The following is a 15,647-nucleotide window of genomic DNA, read 5'->3' as shown; positions in this document are numbered from 1 at the left end:
CATCATGGCAGATTTAAGTATTAATCTCGCAGGAATCAAATCACCGAATCCGTTCTGGCTGGCCTCCGCGCCGCCTACGAATACAGGTTATCAAGTGCAGCGGGCCTTTGAAGCAGGTTGGGGCGGTGCGGTGTGGAAGACGCTCGGCGATCCGATCATTAATACCTCATCGCGTTTTGCGGCAGTAAATTTCAATGGGCAACGGGTCGCGGGCTTTAACAATATTGAACTGATCACCGACCGTCCGCTTGAAGTTAATCTGAAGGAAATCTATGAAACGAAAAAAAGATTCCCTAATCATGCGATTATAGCCTCCCTGATGGTAGAACCAACGCAGCATAAATGGCATGAGATTGTTAAGCGGGTAGAGGATGTGGGTGTAGACGGCCTGGAACTTAATTTTGGCTGTCCGCACGGGATGGCTGAGCGTGGAATGGGCGCTGCTTCGGGGCAGCAGCCTGATCTGGTGCAGGCACAGACCACCTGGGTAAAAGAAGTTGCAACGACCCCGGTGATTGTGAAGCTGACGCCTAATATTACGGATATCACCGTCGTTGCCCGCCATGCGGTTAAGGGTGGAGCAGACGCGATTAGTATGATCAACACGATCAACAGTCTTGCTGGTGTAGATATTCATAGCTGGAACACAATTCCGAATGTTGGGGGTCAGGGTGCACATGGCGGTTACTGCGGGCCGGCTGTGAAACCAATTGCGCTTAGTATGGTGGCCGAGTGTGCCCGTGACCGGGGAGTAGGCATTCCTATCTCCGGTATTGGAGGGATTTCCACCTGGCAGGATGTTGTTGAATTCATGCTGATGGGTGCTACGGGCATTCAAGTATGTACAGCGGTCATGCATCATGGCTTCCGGATTGTGGAGGAAATGATCGATGGACTGAACAACTATTTGGATGACAAAGGTTTGGCTTCCGTAACAGAGTTAATCGGTAAATCGGTATCCCGTTACTCCAACTGGGGTGATCTGGATCTCAACTATAAGGTTGTTGCCCGTATTAATGAGAACAACTGCATCAACTGTAATAAATGCCATATTGCCTGCGAAGATGCTTCACATCAGTGTATTGATATGTTAACTAATGCAGATGGGAAAGCTATTCTACAGGTCCGCGAGGAAGATTGTGTAGGTTGTAATCTTTGTTCTATTGTCTGTCCAGCAGACGGCGCGATCGATATGGTTCCAGTGGATACCGGGGCAGCTCCACTGACCTGGAATCAGCGGCAGAAAGTGATCGGCAGTTTGAATGGCACCTATTCGGAAGTGGAGGTGGTTTAAGGATGAAAAAGATTATTAAAAATGGCATCATCGTTACCGCAGCAGATACTTATACAGGCGATGTGGCGATTGAAAACGGGGTTATTACGGAGATTGGCCTTCATTTGGATGTCCCTGGTGCGGAAATTATAGATGCCTCGGGGTGTTATGTTTTTCCTGGAGGCATTGATCCTCATACCCATCTGGATATGCCTTTTGGCGGCACGGTTACAGCTGATGATTTTGAGACGGGAACTATTGCGGCTGCATATGGCGGAACGACCACAGTCATTGATTTTTGCTTAACCACCAAAGGACAACCGCTACAGCAAGCCGTAGATACATGGCATCATAAGTCGCAGGATAAAGCGGTGATTGATTACAGCTTCCACCTTATGGTCTCAGAATTAAACGATAAAGTACTGGGTGAGCTTCCGGAGATAATTGAGAATGAAGGCATTACCTCGCTCAAAGTATTTATGGCTTATAAGAATACTTTTCAGGCGGATGATGGCACACTTTTTAAGACCCTTCAAGCTGCGAAAAAAGAAGGTGCACTCGTTATGGTGCATGCGGAGAATGGAGATGTCATTGAATATCTTGTTGAGCAGGCCTTGGCCGCAGGCAACACTGATCCGATCTTTCATGCGCTGACCCGCCCGCCGGAGCTGGAGGGTGAAGCTACGGGACGCGCAGCTTATCTAACCGAACTGACAGATTCTCAGCTGTATGTTGTACACGTGACCTGTGCGGAAGCCGCTTGGAAGATTACTGAAGCGCGTAAAAAGGGACTGCGCGTTTACGGCGAGACTTGTCCACAGTATTTAGTGCTGGATCAGACGGCGCTGGAAAAGCCTAATTTCGAAGGTGCTAAATACGTGTGGTCTCCGCCCCTGCGTGAGCAGTGGAATCAGGATGTTTTGTGGGATGCGTTATGGAGCGGCAGCTTGCAGACGATTGGCTCTGACCAGTGCTCGTTTGATTTCAAAGGACAAAAGGATCTGGGGCTGGGCGATTTCTCCAAAATCCCGAACGGTGGGCCGACCATTGAGGACCGGTTTACAATTCTATATTCGGAAGGTGTGCAGAAAGGCCGGATCTCATTGAACAAATTCGTAGACATTATTGCTACCTCTAGCGCCAAGCTGTTTGGCTTGTATCCGCAAAAAGGCACGGTCTCAGTAGGTAGTGACGCTGACCTGGTCATTTTTGATCCTTCTGTAGAAAGAACCCTTTCTGCGGACACGCACCATATGAACGTAGATTATAGTGCGTTTGAGGGCTTTGAAGTGAAGGGAGAGCCTGTTTCTGTTCTCAGTCGAGGCGAATTTGTTATTCGTGACAAACAATTTGTCGGCAAAGCAGGTTCGGGAAAATATTTGAAACGCAAACGTTTTGCAGCGGAGGCTCCTCTTCCTTCTAAGGCAGAAATCAGCGGAGGTGTTGTCTAGTGTCTGCTTTTGCGGAATATGCCAAAGAACAGCAGGAGATTGATGGGCTGCTTTTTAAAGGATATACGATTGCCGGCATCCAAGAGGATTTGGACGGTGCCCGAATAAAGTTTGTCAGAGGGGAGCCGGCTAAAAGCTCGGTAGAGCTGTTACTGCTGACAGCGGATGCCCGTAAGTACGTGACAACCCTTGTGGTTGCGGGGCTGAGGGCGGAAGGTGAGCAGGCGGGTTGTTACAGTGGAGAGGTTTGAGGGAAATGGAATTGAAAGCTGAGTAGTGAGCCTGCGCAGGATAGGGGGGCCTACTGCTCGGCTTTTTATTGTGCTCCTGAAAGGGGGCGAGGAAATAAATTCCCTGAAAATAGCCGATTATCATCGCGGCATACACTTTTTTGGGAAAACCTCCCTAAAAAGTGGCTGATTAGGGTCCCCAAATAGACGATTTAGGGAAAACCTCCCTAAAAATTACTGAAATACGCCGATTTTGCTCAAATTCGCTGAATATTAGGGAAGTTTTCCCTGATTTGCAGTTATAGGCACCTGAAAGACCAAAGATCAGGGAGGATTTCCCTAATCTATTTCTGTCGCTGCTGCTCACGCTCTATATACTCATACCGTAATATGGACAGGATATGCAGAGATTCAAAATGTCCCTCAACCTTCATACAATCACGTAGAGTCCCTTCCAGTGTAAAGCCACAGCTTTCATAGACATGGCGAGCCCTGTGGTTGTGATCTCTAACATCTAACCATAGCCGATGCGTCTCGGTGTGCTGGAAGATCCAGTCGCTCACGAGACGAAGCGACAGTTTGCCATACCCAAAGCCCTTGGAATGGATGACGATTCGTTTAATACAAACGGTAAGATGAATATCTTGAAGTCCTGTTACGATGATATAGCCGACTCTTTTCCCGGACCTCTCCCAAATTGTAAGATGTAGGATATCTGGATCATGGATAGCCGTAATGTGCTCCTCTTTACTCCACTGTCCGATATAGGCACGATTAAGCTCACTTTGTTCAATGGCTAGAACGAACGCTAAATCCTGCTCAGTGGTAGTTTGCAGATCCAACGTTTCTGAATGAATGATCATAACCTTATGCCCCCGTCTAATATGTATTTTTGTCTATAGTAACGAAGAATTTTCTCCCTGTCATTTAATTAGTCCCGGTTGCTCACTCTATATTGGCGGCACTGTAGGAATGAACGTAACTTCGTGTATAATTGAGACCAAGTGTTAAGAATTCCAATCGGATGAGGAGATCAGCTGGTTATGTATTTTCTTGATATTATGTCTTGGCTGACAGAGGATAATCTGCGGAATCTGCTTGAACAATATCGTTCGTTTGGGCCCTTTCCGGGCATTGCGTTAACGTTTATGAAATCATTTATACCACCACTGCCAACTATTGCGATCGTAGGGTTAAATGGGGCCGTATATGGTTTATGGTTAGGTTTTTTGTATTCTTGGATCGGTCTGGTTGCAGGCTGTGTGACTACCTTTTGGATTATCCGCAAAGTAGCCTCCCATCGTTATTTACGAAAATGGGCAGCGCGGCCCAAAGTAGCCAAAAGCATGACGTGGGTGCGGCAAAGCGGATTTAGCTATGTTTTTCTGCTTAGTATATTTCCGGTAGGACCTTTTGTTGTGATTAATATGGCAGCGGGGCTTGCCGGGATGAGGTTCCGTTCGTATCTTCTTGCGCTCACGGTAGGCAAAGCGATTATGGTATTCGCAGTTTCATACATTGGCAACGATCTGGAACGTTTCATTCGCCAGCCGTGGGAGATTATCTATGTTCTGTTGTTTATCGGGCTGTCGTTATGGGGAGTCAAAGCCATCGAAGCGCGTTTTGCTAGAACAGCACAGGATGGGAACAAGATAGCTTAGCATAGAGTCAGAATTAACTTGAATCCCTAAATTTAAATAGAATAAAGGAGGAAATGATGATGAAATATCGTAAGCTTGGCAGTACAGGAATGAATGTCTCGGTGATTGGCCTAGGGACTTGGCAGTTTGGCGGAGAGTGGGGCAAGGATTTCACTCAGGTTGAAGTCGATGCCATGCTGGATAAGGCTGGAGAGCTGGGTATTAATCTGATTGATACGGCAGAATGTTACGGAGATCACTTGTCGGAGAAGTTCATCGGGGATTATCTGGCGCGCCGCAAACGCGAGGACTGGGTTGTAGCTACGAAATTTGGCCATCATTTTCAGGGGCATTTGCAGCGGGAACAGCTATGGCGTGCTGAGGATGTGCTTAAGCAGCTGGACGACTCCCTCCGCGCACTCCAGACAGAGTATATCGACCTCTATCAATTCCATTCCGGAACCGATGAGCAATTCGATAATGATAAGCTGTGGAGTATGCTCGACAGACAGAAGCAAGCCGGCAAAATCCGTCATTTGGGCGTGTCGATCAGTGCATCGGGCTCAGGGGTGCACCAGACCTCTGCGGCAGCAGATGTGCAAGCAGAGGCCATACAAGTAGTATATAATCGGCTGGATCGTCAACCTGAAGAAGAGATTCTTCCGCTGTGCATCGAGCATCAATTAGGTGTGTTGGCTCGTGTTCCGTTAGCCAGTGGTTATTTGAGCGGCAAGTATAAGCCAGATGCGGTTTTTGCTCAGGGTGATGTGCGAGCTAACCATAAAGAGGATGTAAGACAAAAGCAGCTGCGCGCAGTAGCAGAAATTGCTGCTAATGAAGTGCCGTCAGGTCTGGATATGGCGCAGTGGGCTTTGGCTTGGTGTCTCCAGCATTCCGCAGTAACCAGTGTAATTCCGGGCTGCAAAAATGTAGAACAGGTCATCTCCAATGCCAGTGCTGCCGATTTGGACATGGTGAAGGGCAACGTGTGATAAGTTAGATTGTTACATGGTGAAGAGTTCTTGGAGCTTCATCTCGGGTGAATGCTGCGCGTAGATATGATTCCAGCTGTTCGTGGAAGTATCGTAAAGGTAGTCCTGCTTCCATTGCTGGACATGGGTCGCAATACTCCTTACAGCGGATACAATTCTCTCTACTTCCTGATTAGTCATAATGGGATGTAGGGAGATGCGAATCCACCCTGGTCTGAAGGATTGGTCGCCGCTCATGATCGCTCCGGCAATCTGAGCGGATTGCGTCCACCCTAATCCAAGCAGGTAATGTCCGTATGGACCTGCACAAGAGCAGCCGCCTCGAGCTTGTATGCCGAAACGGTCATTCAACAGCTGAACAGCGAGGTTGTAATGGATATCACGAAGTGTAAAAGAGACGATTCCATGACGTTCTGTATGATCTCCGGCCAGCAGCGCGCATTCCGGGATGCTGCGGAGCCCTGCCATTAATTCCTGACACAGCTCGTGTTCTCTAATCACCATATATTGACCGTTTCCATTCATCTGCTCCTTCAGCTTCACGCAAAGTGCCGTGCGAAAAGCCTGTAAAAACCCCGGTGTTCCCCCGTCTTCCCGCATCTCAATCGCATTAGTGTAGCGGCGTCCTCCCCAAGGGTTGACCCAGGCTACTGTACCTCCACCCGGTTCGTCAGGAATACGTCCATTGCTCAGTGCTTCATCAAAGATTAGAACGCCATTTGTGCCCGGCCCACCCAGAAATTTATGCGGAGAAAAAAAGATCGCATCAAGCTTCTCCAGTGGGGAAGGTGGGTGCATATTGATAGGCTCGTAGGGAGCACTGGCGGCAAAATCCACAAAGCATACGCCCCCATGACGATGCATAGTAGCCGCTAGCTTTGCGTAAGGCGTCTGAATTCCAGTCACATTAGAACAAGCTGTAAATGAACCAATCTTGAAACGGCGATTGGGGTACAGTCGCAGCTGGTCTTCAAGCTGTTGAGGGTCAATATTTCCGTCCTTTCCGGCGGGAATGGTAACGACGTCACCAAGTCCCTCCTGCCAAGGAAGAATATTGGAATGATGCTCCATATGGCTGGTGAAGATAACGGGGCGGTCTTCCAGTGCACGGTTATTATGTTCCTGTAGCCATTCCGGGAGCCTTAATCCCATGATACGCTGCAGCTTGTTCACGGCTCCTGTTGTTCCATTGCCGCAGAAGAGCAGTACATCCTGAGGGCCAGCATTAACATGGTTCTTAATGATTTGGCGAGCTTCATTATAAGCCTGCGTCATGATTAGTCCGGTGGTGTTGGAATCTGTATGTGGATTGCTGACGTAGGGACCGAAGGCTTCCTGCAACTTGCGTTCGATCGGTTCATATAAGCGCCCGCTTGCGGTCCAATCGGCATACAGAAGCGGCTGTCTGCCATAAGGGGTGTTGATTTGATGCCGAATGCCGATGGTGTGACCACGAAAAGTATCAAAATGGTCTTGTAATGAAGCGGGCGTCTCTGCAGAAGAGGCGTGGATGATGTTTAGCACGGATATTCCCTCCAGCCCGTACGCCGTCAGTGCTAAGTTAATGGGGTGTATTTTCGGCGTGCCAGTAGTTTCTATGGCAACAGTATATGCCTGCATGGGGGATTGGGTTAAAGCCTAGTCAGACTTTAAATAAATAACTGTACATCACTTTCTAAAGCATCTTTTAAATATGCCGCAGCATCGATGATTTCGACCTCTGGCAGCAGTTCCTCGGGCTTAAAGCCCATGATCTCCACAGAGAGCTTGCAGGCATAGAATTTGATGTTTTTTTTACGAGCCCCTTTTAGAAAATGAATCAGCTTCGGTGCGCCTTGTTCCTCCATCATTTCCTCGAGCATCATTCGTCCTAGCCCGCTAAAGTTCAGATGAGAGAGCGGCAGCTGCCCAGGGCCCTTCGGTGTAATAACATCCATCAGCTTCTCGTAGATACTCTTGTCCTCAAGAGTCATCTTCTCCGGATCACGCACCAAAAATAGACCCCAGAATGAAAAAAACATAGTAACCTCGACATCGATATCTCTTGCGGCATTTGCTAGGATCAGTCCAGCCATCGCTTTGTCGTATTCCCCACTGAACATTAGCAGATTGATTTTTTTGCTCACCCTGATAATCCTCCCGTTACTTTTATTAGAATGTCATTAGTATGGTTGTGATGGGGAGAACTATGCGAAGAAGCTTTCTGAAATTATAAAAAAAAGCCCCCTTTCGGGAGCTTGAGATTTACTAATGTGCTTCAGGATCTTTAGATTCTGGACCTGCATTGCGACTGATGTCGTAATAACGGGCGGACAGCCAAATAGCTCCGGTAAATAACACAATGAGTCCAAGGACGATAGAAAAGCGCCAATCGCCTGCTTTGAAATTCAACTGAAGCACCGTTAGTACTAGTGAAACTTGGGTCCAAACCAGTGTTCTTTTGCGAAAAGCCGCAATATCACCAACCATCTTCGGGATATTCCGAATGATCAGGTAGGCAATAACTGCGAGAATAAGGGCGAAAATAGCAGTTACCGCTAATTCAGAAGAGGACAGGACATGCATAGTCTCAGCATCCTTTCGGCTTGCAAAAGTATTAGTTTCAGATCAGAACAATTTCTATTTTTTGAAGATGCCCAGCGGAGCTCCAATCGGTAAGAAGCTGCGGCCGAAATGAGCGTTTAGCACGGATGCTCCACATCCGTAAAGGGACACGATACCAATACCAAGCTCAGCACAAGCAGCTAGCTTATGGAAGAATTCTGGAGCGATCCCAAAGGAATCAAAGGTTAGTCCGATAAAGAGAAAATCTATCAATACAAAAATGATAAGCAGAACTCTATTTGCCTCAACGGCACCAATCGTCATAAAGAGTGTGAAGATCAAGTAACCCAGAAATACAAATCCGAGCTGCTTAGGATCTACAGCCTCCGCAAGCGTTGGACCAAATACGCCAAGCTTGATTAGCCAGCTGCTAGCCATGCCGAACCAAAAGAAAGCGTAGGCGCCAAAGGCAGTCATACCAAAGGTATTGTTGTGCTTAGCATCCTGAATGGCGGCGAATAGCTGCGCGAATGCTCCCAGGAAGATAGCCCAAGGAATAACGTAGCTAAGTCCTGTTGTAAATTCAAGCTTCTGTGAAGAAGCGACCAATGTGACAATAGCCAGTCCGAATAGCCCGATGGCGCTAGGGTCGGCAGTGACGATTTTGACAGATTGGGTGTTAGGGGATTGCGCTGACATGACAGTAAAAGCCTCCATTATTATATATAGTTTTACGCTCTTAAAAACAGCCCGTAAGGGGTGCTGTTCATAGGCTTGCCTATCATATCATATCGGTATGTGCTTGCCTATAAAACAACACTCATTTTTTGTCGTAAAATAGGGGTCCTGCGTGAAATAAGGAATTGTTTACATTTTTATCTTCCATTATCAAGATACTTAACCAAACAAACGGAAGTATTATGTCAAGAATAGACATTATATGCAGTGATAATCTTCACAATCTATTGAAAATTGATGTATAATAGTCAGTGATAATTATTATCAAATCATATGAAAAAGGCGGTAAGCTTGAAGTGAACAAATGGACATTATTTACCAAGGCGACCCGGTTTTGGAGTTTTTCTGTTATGCTCATCCCGATTGTTTTGGGGACCGTTGGGGCATATGTATGGGAAGGGACATTCCATCCGGTTTTATTTATTCTTACCTTAATAGGGGCGATTTCGGCGCATTTGTTCTCCAATATGGTGAATGATCTGTGGGACTTCCGCAACGGAACCGATACAGAAGCAAAGAATTCCGCTGGTGAAATCAGCACAAACTCCGGGCTACTGACAGGTGGGATCCTCTCGGAGTCTTTTTATGCAAGGATGACCTGGAGTATGCTGGCGATTGCCCTTATCTGTGGTGGGATTCTTAGTATATATAGCGGTTGGAATATCCTTTGGTTTGTACTTGTTGGTGCTTTAATCGCTTATTTCTATGTGGCTCCGCCACTGCGTTATGGCTATCGCGGCAAAGGCTATAGTGAGATGGCCATTTTTATTGCTTTTGGGATTATGCCTGTATTAGGCTCCTATTTCGTACAAACCGGTCAGTTTAGCATGAAGCCTGTAATTCTCTCGCTGCCTGTCGGATTTTTAACTACATTATTGTTGTTTAATCACCATTTCCTACATTGGAAAGCGGATGAGCAGGCGGGTAAGCTTACGCTTGTTGTAGTATGGGGAGAACAAAAGGCACTTGTATTCTCACGTGTACTTCTTTTTACTGGCTACGCTTCGGTGATAGTCTGTGTGCTGTTGGGTGTACTTCCTGTTTACGCACTGCTGGCGCTGGTTACAGCTTTCTGGCCGCTGCGCATTTACAGTAGTCTCAAGCAACATAATGCTTCGCCGGCTTATATCCCGCTGATGGGTGCTTCACAAAAAGCCTCCGTACGCTGCGGAGTAGTAATGGCAATAACTTTATTAATTCAAGGCTTGATCTGATACTAATAGATGGACTACAGAAGGAGTGAGCTTTCATGGAAAAGAAGGACAAGGAATTGACGGCAGAAGAACAACAAGTTAAAGGCAATCGCATGGTTCTTGGGGATTTCCACTCTATTTTAGAAGAAGGAAAGGTCTGGAAGACGGGTGGATTTACACTGCCTGACGGATCTTTTTGGGCTTACCGTGAGCCGGAGGCTGTAGTTATCGTTCGTAATGATACCTTGTATGTACGTGCGAAGTTATCTCGTGAGAACCATCAAGTGCAAATTCTGGACAATGCCAAGCACATGTATTATTCAGCCAAGCCAGTGGAGATTCCGGAAGCTGGAGAGATTAGCATTGAGCTGCAAATTCGTTGCCGTACACAAGGAACTGCACCTGGAGATCTGTATGATGGATATGTATCGCTGAACCTGCTGGATTTCACGACAGGCGCTGCGCTCGATTTCTTCGCGGGAAATGACAAATATGCTAGTGTATATGGTATTTTGCCGTTCCCGGGTGTACAAGTGCCAGAAAGCACTGGAACGAAATATTTCTGCATCTTTAAAGAAGATACGGATTTCAAACCACGGGAATTCAATACGTACCGTATTACCTATCACCGCGGCAATGATGAGGCTGTATTCTATTTGAACGGCAAGGAAGTGCGCCGCGAGAAAAATATACCGCTTAAATTCAATAACTTCACTGTAGCGCTCGGAATTATGACAGAGAAGGATCTGAGTCCTGAAGGCAGTGTGTCTGTACATGGACAAACAGTTATTGCAGAATGGTCCCCAGTGACGGTTACAACAACTGAACAGTAATGCCTTGCAGGCTCATTTGACAGATAAGGGTGTATGTTGTGAATATTAAAAGCTTTCTAAGATTTGTGGAGCTGCCGACGAAGGTAGCCAGTATTATTCCATTTCTAATGGGAACGTTGTATGCCCTGTACCGGTTTGAGGATTTTTACGTATTGCGTTTTGGATTGATGTTCGTGTCTTTGCTTAGCTTCGATATGGCGACGACGGCGATTAACAACTATTACGATTTCAAAAAAGCCTCCAAAACCCACGGCTACGGCTACGAAACGCATAATCCAATTGTTCATTTTAAGCTAAAAGAGCGCACCGTCGTGGCGACGATTGTTATTTTGCTGGCGCTGGCAGCAGGGGGCGGGATTGCGCTTGTCACTCAGACGGGTTTGCTGGTCTTTTTGCTGGGTGGACTGTCGTTCTTGATCGGTATACTTTATTCGTTCGGGCCGATTCCCATCTCGCGTATGCCGTTAGGTGAGCTGTTCTCGGGTTTGTTTATGGGCTTTGTTATTATTTTTATCTCTGCCTATATCCATACGGATGAGCATGTGGTTTCACTGCTGCTTCAGAACGGCTGGGTCAGCTTGAATATCAATATCGTGGAAGTGCTGTACCTTTTCTGGTTTTCCGTGCCCGCTATTTTGGGGATCGCAGGGATTATGCTCGCTAATAATATTTGTGATATTGATGAGGATGTGGAGAATCGCAGGTACACGCTTCCGGTGTACATTGGCCGCCGCAATGCGCTTGTGCTTTTTAAATATCTCTACTATGTCTCTTATCTGGATCTTGTAGTGCTGCTGATCTTAGGGATTAACCCTATTCTGGTTCTGTTGATTCTACTTACGCTGATCCCGCTTCGCCGAAATATTGCCTCGTTCACAGAGAAACAGGAGAAGGCGAGTACCTTTATTCTTGCCGTCAAAAACTTCGTATTGATGAACCTTGCGCGTATAGTTGTGCTGGGTGCGGCTGTGCTGTTAAATGCACTAATATAAACATTCATATTTTATAAAAAAGCAGTGTCTATCGGGGTTGGAGCTCCTTTTGGCACTGTTTTTTTGCAATTTGCAGGCTTCTTTCTGTTAGAGAAACGTTTCATTCTATGATAAGGTGGCTTTAAGTATAGTAAGTAATCTATAAGGAAGAAGGTTAGCAACGATGGTGCAAAAACTTCGCTGGGGAATCATGGGCTGTGCGCAGATTGCGACAGGTTCAGTGATGCCGGCTATAATGGATTCGGAGACGGGAATGATTACAGCGGTAGCCAGTCGCGGTTTAGAAAAAAGCAGCGCTGTAGCCGCAGAGTTCGGAATAGATAAAGCTTACGGCAGCTATGAGGAATTACTGGCGGATAAGGATATTGATGCGGTGTATATTCCACTGCCAAATCACCTCCATCGGGAATGGGTAATCCGTGCGGCGGAAGCTGGCAAACATATCTTATGTGAGAAACCGATCGCGCTGAACAGTGAAGAAGCGTCTGAGATGGTAAAAGCTTGTAATGATGCTGGAGTCCATTTGGCAGAAGCTTATATGTATCGGCATCATCCTCGGATTGCGGAATTGCAAGAGATTATCGCTAGCGGTGAAATTGGCGAATTACGCTCCATTCGAGGCACTTTTACTTATAATGACGCTACAGACACCTCTAATATTCGCTTTAAATCCGCTTGGGGCGGCGGCTCGCTTTATGATATCGGCTGTTATCCGCTAAGTGCAGCACGACTGCTGTTCGGAGCTGAGCCAGAAGCCGTAACAGTTCATGCTATGTTTTCTCCGGAGCATGACAATGTAGATATGATGGCTTCAGGGCTGGTAGAGTTTCCGAAGGGGCTAAGCCTGATTTTTGATTGCGGGATGTGGGCATATAACCGCCAGCTGTTAGAGATTCTGGGGACCGATGGAATGATTGAAGTGCCTATGCCTTTTAATGCTAGAGATGAGGACGCTGAATTTTTTGTGCATACGGGAGAAGGGGTAAGACGGGTTGATGCCACCGGGGCGAATCCCTATACACGGGAGGTCGATGATTTTGCCGCCGCAGTATTTACAGGAAAAAAATTATTTGCACCTGAGGATGCAGTGCTGGGCATGCAATTGATCGAGACTTGTCTAGCTTCTGCTAAAAAGCGGGAAAGAATTAGTATGCTATAAGAAGATGAATCCAATAGGAATCTATGCAAAAAAAACCTCCGGGCGCTCTGCTTTACGCAGATTCCGGAGGTTTTTACAGTTTCAGCTTTTACACGGTGCTCAAGAGAATATCATCGTCATCATTGCTATTAAACGCTTCGCGGTCAAATTCACCTTCGGAATTAGCTACTAACAGAGCTGTTACAGCTGTTCCAGTTGCGTTTACAGCGGTACGGCCCATATCGATGAGCGCTTCAACACCTGCAACGATAGCGATTCCTTCAAGCGGCAGGCCGAGAGCAGTTAAGACTACTGTGGTGGAGATTACGGCTGGTCCAGGTACGCCAGCTACACCAATGGAAGAAATAATACTTACTAATACCAGTGTAATATAGTCGGTCCAGTTCAGATCAATACCGAATACTTGGGCGGTAAATACAGCCACAATAGCTGGCCAAATCCCACCGCACGCATTAAAGTTCACAGATGCCCCTAACGGTGCGATAAAGCTCGCGATCCGCGGGGAGACATGAAGCCGCTTCGTAATCACTTCTAGATTGACCGGTAGGGTTGCGTAGCTGCTTCTGGTTGTGAAGGCAACGGTAATGGTTGGATACACTTTGCGGAAGAAACGAATTGGATTCACCTTTGCTACTAATAGAACCAATCCGCCAAAGATAAGTACAAAATGTATAATCATTGCTACGTACGAGGTTATAATTACACTGCCTAGCTCCTGCAACGTCTCCCAGCCATAACGTGCGGTGATTCCGGCAATCAGTGCGAATACGCCATAAGGCGTCAGGCGAATAATGAATTTCACAACCTGATGCAGTATCAGTGTCAGGGATTCAATAAGATCACGTACAGGCTTGACGGCTTCCGGTTTCTTGGAGCCAATCTTGATTATAGCCACTGCTAGGAAGATCGCGAAAATGAGTAGAGGCACAACCTTACCCGTAGCTGCTTCATTAACAGGGTTAGATGGAACAAGATCGAGGATAACCTGGGAGAAGGTCGGGATTTCACGGGCTGCAAAATCTGCGGGTACATCTTGTTGTATACCTTGGCCGGGATTGAACAGCAGCGCAACGGATAGGCCGATAATAGAAGCGATGCCCGTTGTTCCGAGGAACCAGGCGAAGGTTTTGATCCCGATTTTGCGTAGATACTCCAGATTGGTCAAGGAAGAAATGCTGTTTAATACGAGTACGAATACTAAAGGAATGACGAGCATGCGGATCAAGCTGATATAAATGCTGCCGAATGTGCTAATAGCTTTGGTCTCTAAATCGAAGTACTGAAAGAATATACCGGCAATAAGTCCGATGCCAAGTCCGATGAGTACCCGGGTACCAAATCCAATTCGTTTACGTGCCAGTAGAAACAAAATTGCAAACACAAATATGGAGGCGAAAAATCCATACCAGTTCGTTTCGATGGCGGATAATAAGTTGTTATCTATGTTCACTGCCAATACCCCCTTAAACCTAGTTTTTTAATATGATTAATCCTATTGAGATCAATCTATATAGAATTTATAGTAAAGTCAATGTAATTATATGTTAAAAATAATCAATTCCGATAAAAACCATGTGAAAAATAAAAATTGATTGACAAGGCACTATGGCATGAATAATATGGAACTTAATCACAAGCCAATTGGAATCGACTGGACAGCCGGAGATTCAACGAAAGACGCGTAAATTGCGTCCCGTTGAGTCTCTTTTTTTTTACTTTAGAGAAGGGAGAGTTACGGATTTAAGGTACAAGAATGTAGTGAAGGGGTTTCTTATTTTATTTGAAAAGGATGGTACACATATGAAAAAGCTTTCGATCTCTTTGGTTGCCGCCGCTATCGTCTTCTCCGCATTGACGTATGCCGCGGTATCCGCTAACAAAAAAACAGCAGAGGCAGCACCCATTCAAGAGAGTAGTAATACAGCAGTAACCGCAGCAGCTTTACCAGCAGCTACTTCTGCGGCAGCAGTTGTTGTTCAGGCAGAAGCTACTGCAGCTCCTGTAACAGAAGCTGTCCAGCCGGAAGCTTCGGCTCCAGCAGCTGAGACAGTCACGGCAGAAGCTACTGCGGCTCCAGCCGCAGCTGTTGATTCTGCGGCGAAGGTTGTGGCTTCAGCAGCTCCAGAAGCGGTTGCAGCTCAGCCTAAAGCAGCTGCATCCCCGGCTGCGGACACCGCTAAGACGGCAACAGCTGCAACAACGGTATCTGCATCTGTTAAACCGCAAACCAGCGCAGCAACGCCTGCGCCAACTGCTGCGCCTACGACTGCTCCAAAAGCAAACGTAACCGCTAAAGCCGTTCAGCCGACCACCGCTCCTGTTGTATCTGAACAGCCTAAGGAAACCGCAGCTCCCGTAGCAAAAGCAACGGAGACACCTTCCAAAAAGGCTATAACCTTCTCTACCACAGAGGTAGTTAAGGCGACCCCGGCTCCGGTAGTTGAGTCTTCTCAACCGAAAACATCGTCTTCTGCACCTGCATCCACGGTCAGCGCACCAGCAGCTGCTCCAGCGGAAACGGTTCAGGCACCCGCACCGGCACCGGCACCAGCCGCTGAGGAAGAGGTTTGTCCTTGATGAGCAGCAGGCTCATTCAGGATTC

At 46.9% G+C, this 15,647-nt stretch carries 16 protein-coding genes; 10 read left to right on the top strand and 6 right to left on the bottom strand.

Annotation, left to right across the window (positions count from 1 at the left end):
• The first annotated feature begins 4 nt into the window (after positions 1–4).
• Genes preA through NST58_RS31095 form a run of 3 tightly spaced genes read left to right on the top strand, consistent with a single transcriptional unit; the run spans position 5 to position 2,975 of the window.
• Complete coding sequence (gene preA / locus NST58_RS31105; RefSeq protein ID WP_076099706.1) at positions 5–1,294, top strand: NAD-dependent dihydropyrimidine dehydrogenase subunit PreA; 1,290 nt, start codon at positions 5–7, stop codon at positions 1,292–1,294.
• A 2-nt stretch (positions 1,295–1,296) separates the two neighbouring features.
• Positions 1,297–2,724 carry a dihydropyrimidinase gene (gene hydA, locus NST58_RS31100; protein WP_339245361.1) on the top strand — a complete coding sequence of 476 codons (1,428 nt, stop codon included), beginning with the start codon at positions 1,297–1,299 and terminating at the stop codon, positions 2,722–2,724.
• Positions 2,724–2,975 carry a hypothetical protein gene (locus NST58_RS31095; RefSeq protein ID WP_051491218.1) on the top strand — a complete coding sequence of 84 codons (252 nt, stop codon included), beginning with the start codon at positions 2,724–2,726 and terminating at the stop codon, positions 2,973–2,975. The genes hydA and NST58_RS31095 overlap by 1 nt, the downstream gene beginning before the upstream one ends.
• A 323-nt stretch (positions 2,976–3,298) precedes the next feature.
• Here NST58_RS31095 and NST58_RS31090 read toward each other — a convergent pair whose 3' ends face one another.
• Positions 3,299–3,817: a GNAT family protein gene (locus NST58_RS31090; RefSeq protein ID WP_339245359.1), complete on the bottom strand. Its 519-nt coding sequence runs from the start codon at positions 3,815–3,817 to the stop codon at positions 3,299–3,301.
• A 180-nt stretch (positions 3,818–3,997) separates the two neighbouring features.
• Here NST58_RS31090 and NST58_RS31085 point away from each other — a divergent pair, with 180 nt between their 5' ends.
• Both NST58_RS31085 and NST58_RS31080 read left to right on the top strand, forming a co-directional pair.
• Positions 3,998–4,615, top strand: a complete 618-nt coding sequence (locus tag NST58_RS31085) for a TVP38/TMEM64 family protein (RefSeq protein WP_339245357.1) — start codon at positions 3,998–4,000, stop codon at positions 4,613–4,615.
• Positions 4,616–4,674: 59 nt separating this feature from the next.
• Positions 4,675–5,586, top strand: coding sequence for an aldo/keto reductase (locus NST58_RS31080; RefSeq protein WP_076179216.1), 912 nt, complete (start codon positions 4,675–4,677; stop codon positions 5,584–5,586).
• Between the two features lie 12 nt (positions 5,587–5,598).
• Here the strand turns inward: NST58_RS31080 and NST58_RS31075 are convergent, their stop codons facing one another.
• The 4 genes from NST58_RS31075 to NST58_RS31060 all read right to left on the bottom strand — a co-directional run bounded on the left by NST58_RS31075 (position 5,599) and on the right by NST58_RS31060 (position 8,829).
• Complete coding sequence (locus NST58_RS31075) at positions 5,599–7,110, bottom strand: aminotransferase class V-fold PLP-dependent enzyme (RefSeq protein ID WP_076124020.1); 1,512 nt, start codon at positions 7,108–7,110, stop codon at positions 5,599–5,601.
• Between the two features lie 125 nt (positions 7,111–7,235).
• Entirely contained in the window at positions 7,236–7,712 is a 477-nt protein-coding gene (locus NST58_RS31070) for a DsrE/DsrF/DrsH-like family protein (RefSeq protein WP_036682046.1), read from the bottom strand.
• Positions 7,713–7,833: 121 nt separating this feature from the next.
• A complete protein-coding gene (locus NST58_RS31065; protein WP_076278292.1) occupies positions 7,834–8,151 on the bottom strand; it encodes a hypothetical protein in 318 nt (105 codons plus the stop codon).
• A 54-nt stretch (positions 8,152–8,205) separates the two neighbouring features.
• Positions 8,206–8,829 carry a GPR1/FUN34/YaaH family transporter gene (locus NST58_RS31060; RefSeq protein WP_036682044.1) on the bottom strand — a complete coding sequence of 208 codons (624 nt, stop codon included), beginning with the start codon at positions 8,827–8,829 and terminating at the stop codon, positions 8,206–8,208.
• 335 nt (positions 8,830–9,164) lie between these two features.
• On the opposite strand from NST58_RS31060, the gene NST58_RS31055 reads away from it, so the two are divergent.
• The 4 genes from NST58_RS31055 to NST58_RS31040 all read left to right on the top strand — a co-directional run bounded on the left by NST58_RS31055 (position 9,165) and on the right by NST58_RS31040 (position 13,045).
• A complete protein-coding gene (locus NST58_RS31055; RefSeq protein WP_036682043.1) occupies positions 9,165–10,082 on the top strand; it encodes a prenyltransferase in 918 nt (305 codons plus the stop codon).
• Between the two features lie 35 nt (positions 10,083–10,117).
• A complete protein-coding gene (locus NST58_RS31050; RefSeq protein ID WP_076303570.1) occupies positions 10,118–10,894 on the top strand; it encodes a DUF6081 family protein in 777 nt (258 codons plus the stop codon).
• A 38-nt stretch (positions 10,895–10,932) separates the two neighbouring features.
• The gene (menA, locus tag NST58_RS31045; RefSeq protein ID WP_076309984.1) at positions 10,933–11,886 is read left to right on the top strand and encodes a 1,4-dihydroxy-2-naphthoate polyprenyltransferase; all 954 of its coding nucleotides are present in this window, start codon (positions 10,933–10,935) and stop codon (positions 11,884–11,886) included.
• Between the two features lie 163 nt (positions 11,887–12,049).
• Positions 12,050–13,045 (top strand): Gfo/Idh/MocA family oxidoreductase, encoded by a 996-nt coding sequence (locus NST58_RS31040; protein ID WP_076181991.1) that lies wholly within the window; start codon positions 12,050–12,052, stop codon positions 13,043–13,045.
• A gap of 88 nt (positions 13,046–13,133) precedes the next feature.
• Here NST58_RS31040 and NST58_RS31035 read toward each other — a convergent pair whose 3' ends face one another.
• A complete protein-coding gene (locus tag NST58_RS31035) occupies positions 13,134–14,489 on the bottom strand; it encodes a dicarboxylate/amino acid:cation symporter (protein ID WP_339248813.1) in 1,356 nt (451 codons plus the stop codon).
• Positions 14,490–14,845: 356 nt separating this feature from the next.
• Here NST58_RS31035 and NST58_RS31030 point away from each other — a divergent pair, with 356 nt between their 5' ends.
• Positions 14,846–15,622, top strand: coding sequence for a hypothetical protein (locus tag NST58_RS31030; RefSeq protein WP_339245353.1), 777 nt, complete (start codon positions 14,846–14,848; stop codon positions 15,620–15,622).
• The last annotated feature ends 25 nt before the right edge of the window (positions 15,623–15,647 follow it).

This window comes from Paenibacillus sp. FSL R10-2796, assembly GCF_037965315.1.
Taxonomy (GTDB): Bacteria; Bacillota; Bacilli; order Paenibacillales; family Paenibacillaceae; genus Paenibacillus_AQ; species Paenibacillus_AQ odorifer.
This window is presented reverse-complemented; position numbering and strand designations above follow the sequence as displayed.

Coding starts and splice junctions, on each gene's coding strand:
- preA (WP_076099706.1), top strand. CDS start 5: ATGGCAGATTTAAGTATTAATCTCGCAGGAATCAAATCACCGAATCCG.
- hydA (WP_339245361.1), top strand. CDS start 1,297: ATGAAAAAGATTATTAAAAATGGCATCATCGTTACCGCAGCAGATACT.
- NST58_RS31090 (WP_339245359.1), bottom strand. CDS start 3,817: ATGATCATTCATTCAGAAACGTTGGATCTGCAAACTACCACTGAGCAG.
- NST58_RS31085 (WP_339245357.1), top strand. CDS start 3,998: ATGTATTTTCTTGATATTATGTCTTGGCTGACAGAGGATAATCTGCGG.
- NST58_RS31080 (WP_076179216.1), top strand. CDS start 4,675: ATGAAATATCGTAAGCTTGGCAGTACAGGAATGAATGTCTCGGTGATT.
- NST58_RS31065 (WP_076278292.1), bottom strand. CDS start 8,151: ATGCATGTCCTGTCCTCTTCTGAATTAGCGGTAACTGCTATTTTCGCC.
- NST58_RS31060 (WP_036682044.1), bottom strand. CDS start 8,829: ATGTCAGCGCAATCCCCTAACACCCAATCTGTCAAAATCGTCACTGCC.
- NST58_RS31050 (WP_076303570.1), top strand. CDS start 10,118: ATGGAAAAGAAGGACAAGGAATTGACGGCAGAAGAACAACAAGTTAAA.
- NST58_RS31040 (WP_076181991.1), top strand. CDS start 12,050: ATGGTGCAAAAACTTCGCTGGGGAATCATGGGCTGTGCGCAGATTGCG.
- NST58_RS31030 (WP_339245353.1), top strand. CDS start 14,846: ATGAAAAAGCTTTCGATCTCTTTGGTTGCCGCCGCTATCGTCTTCTCC.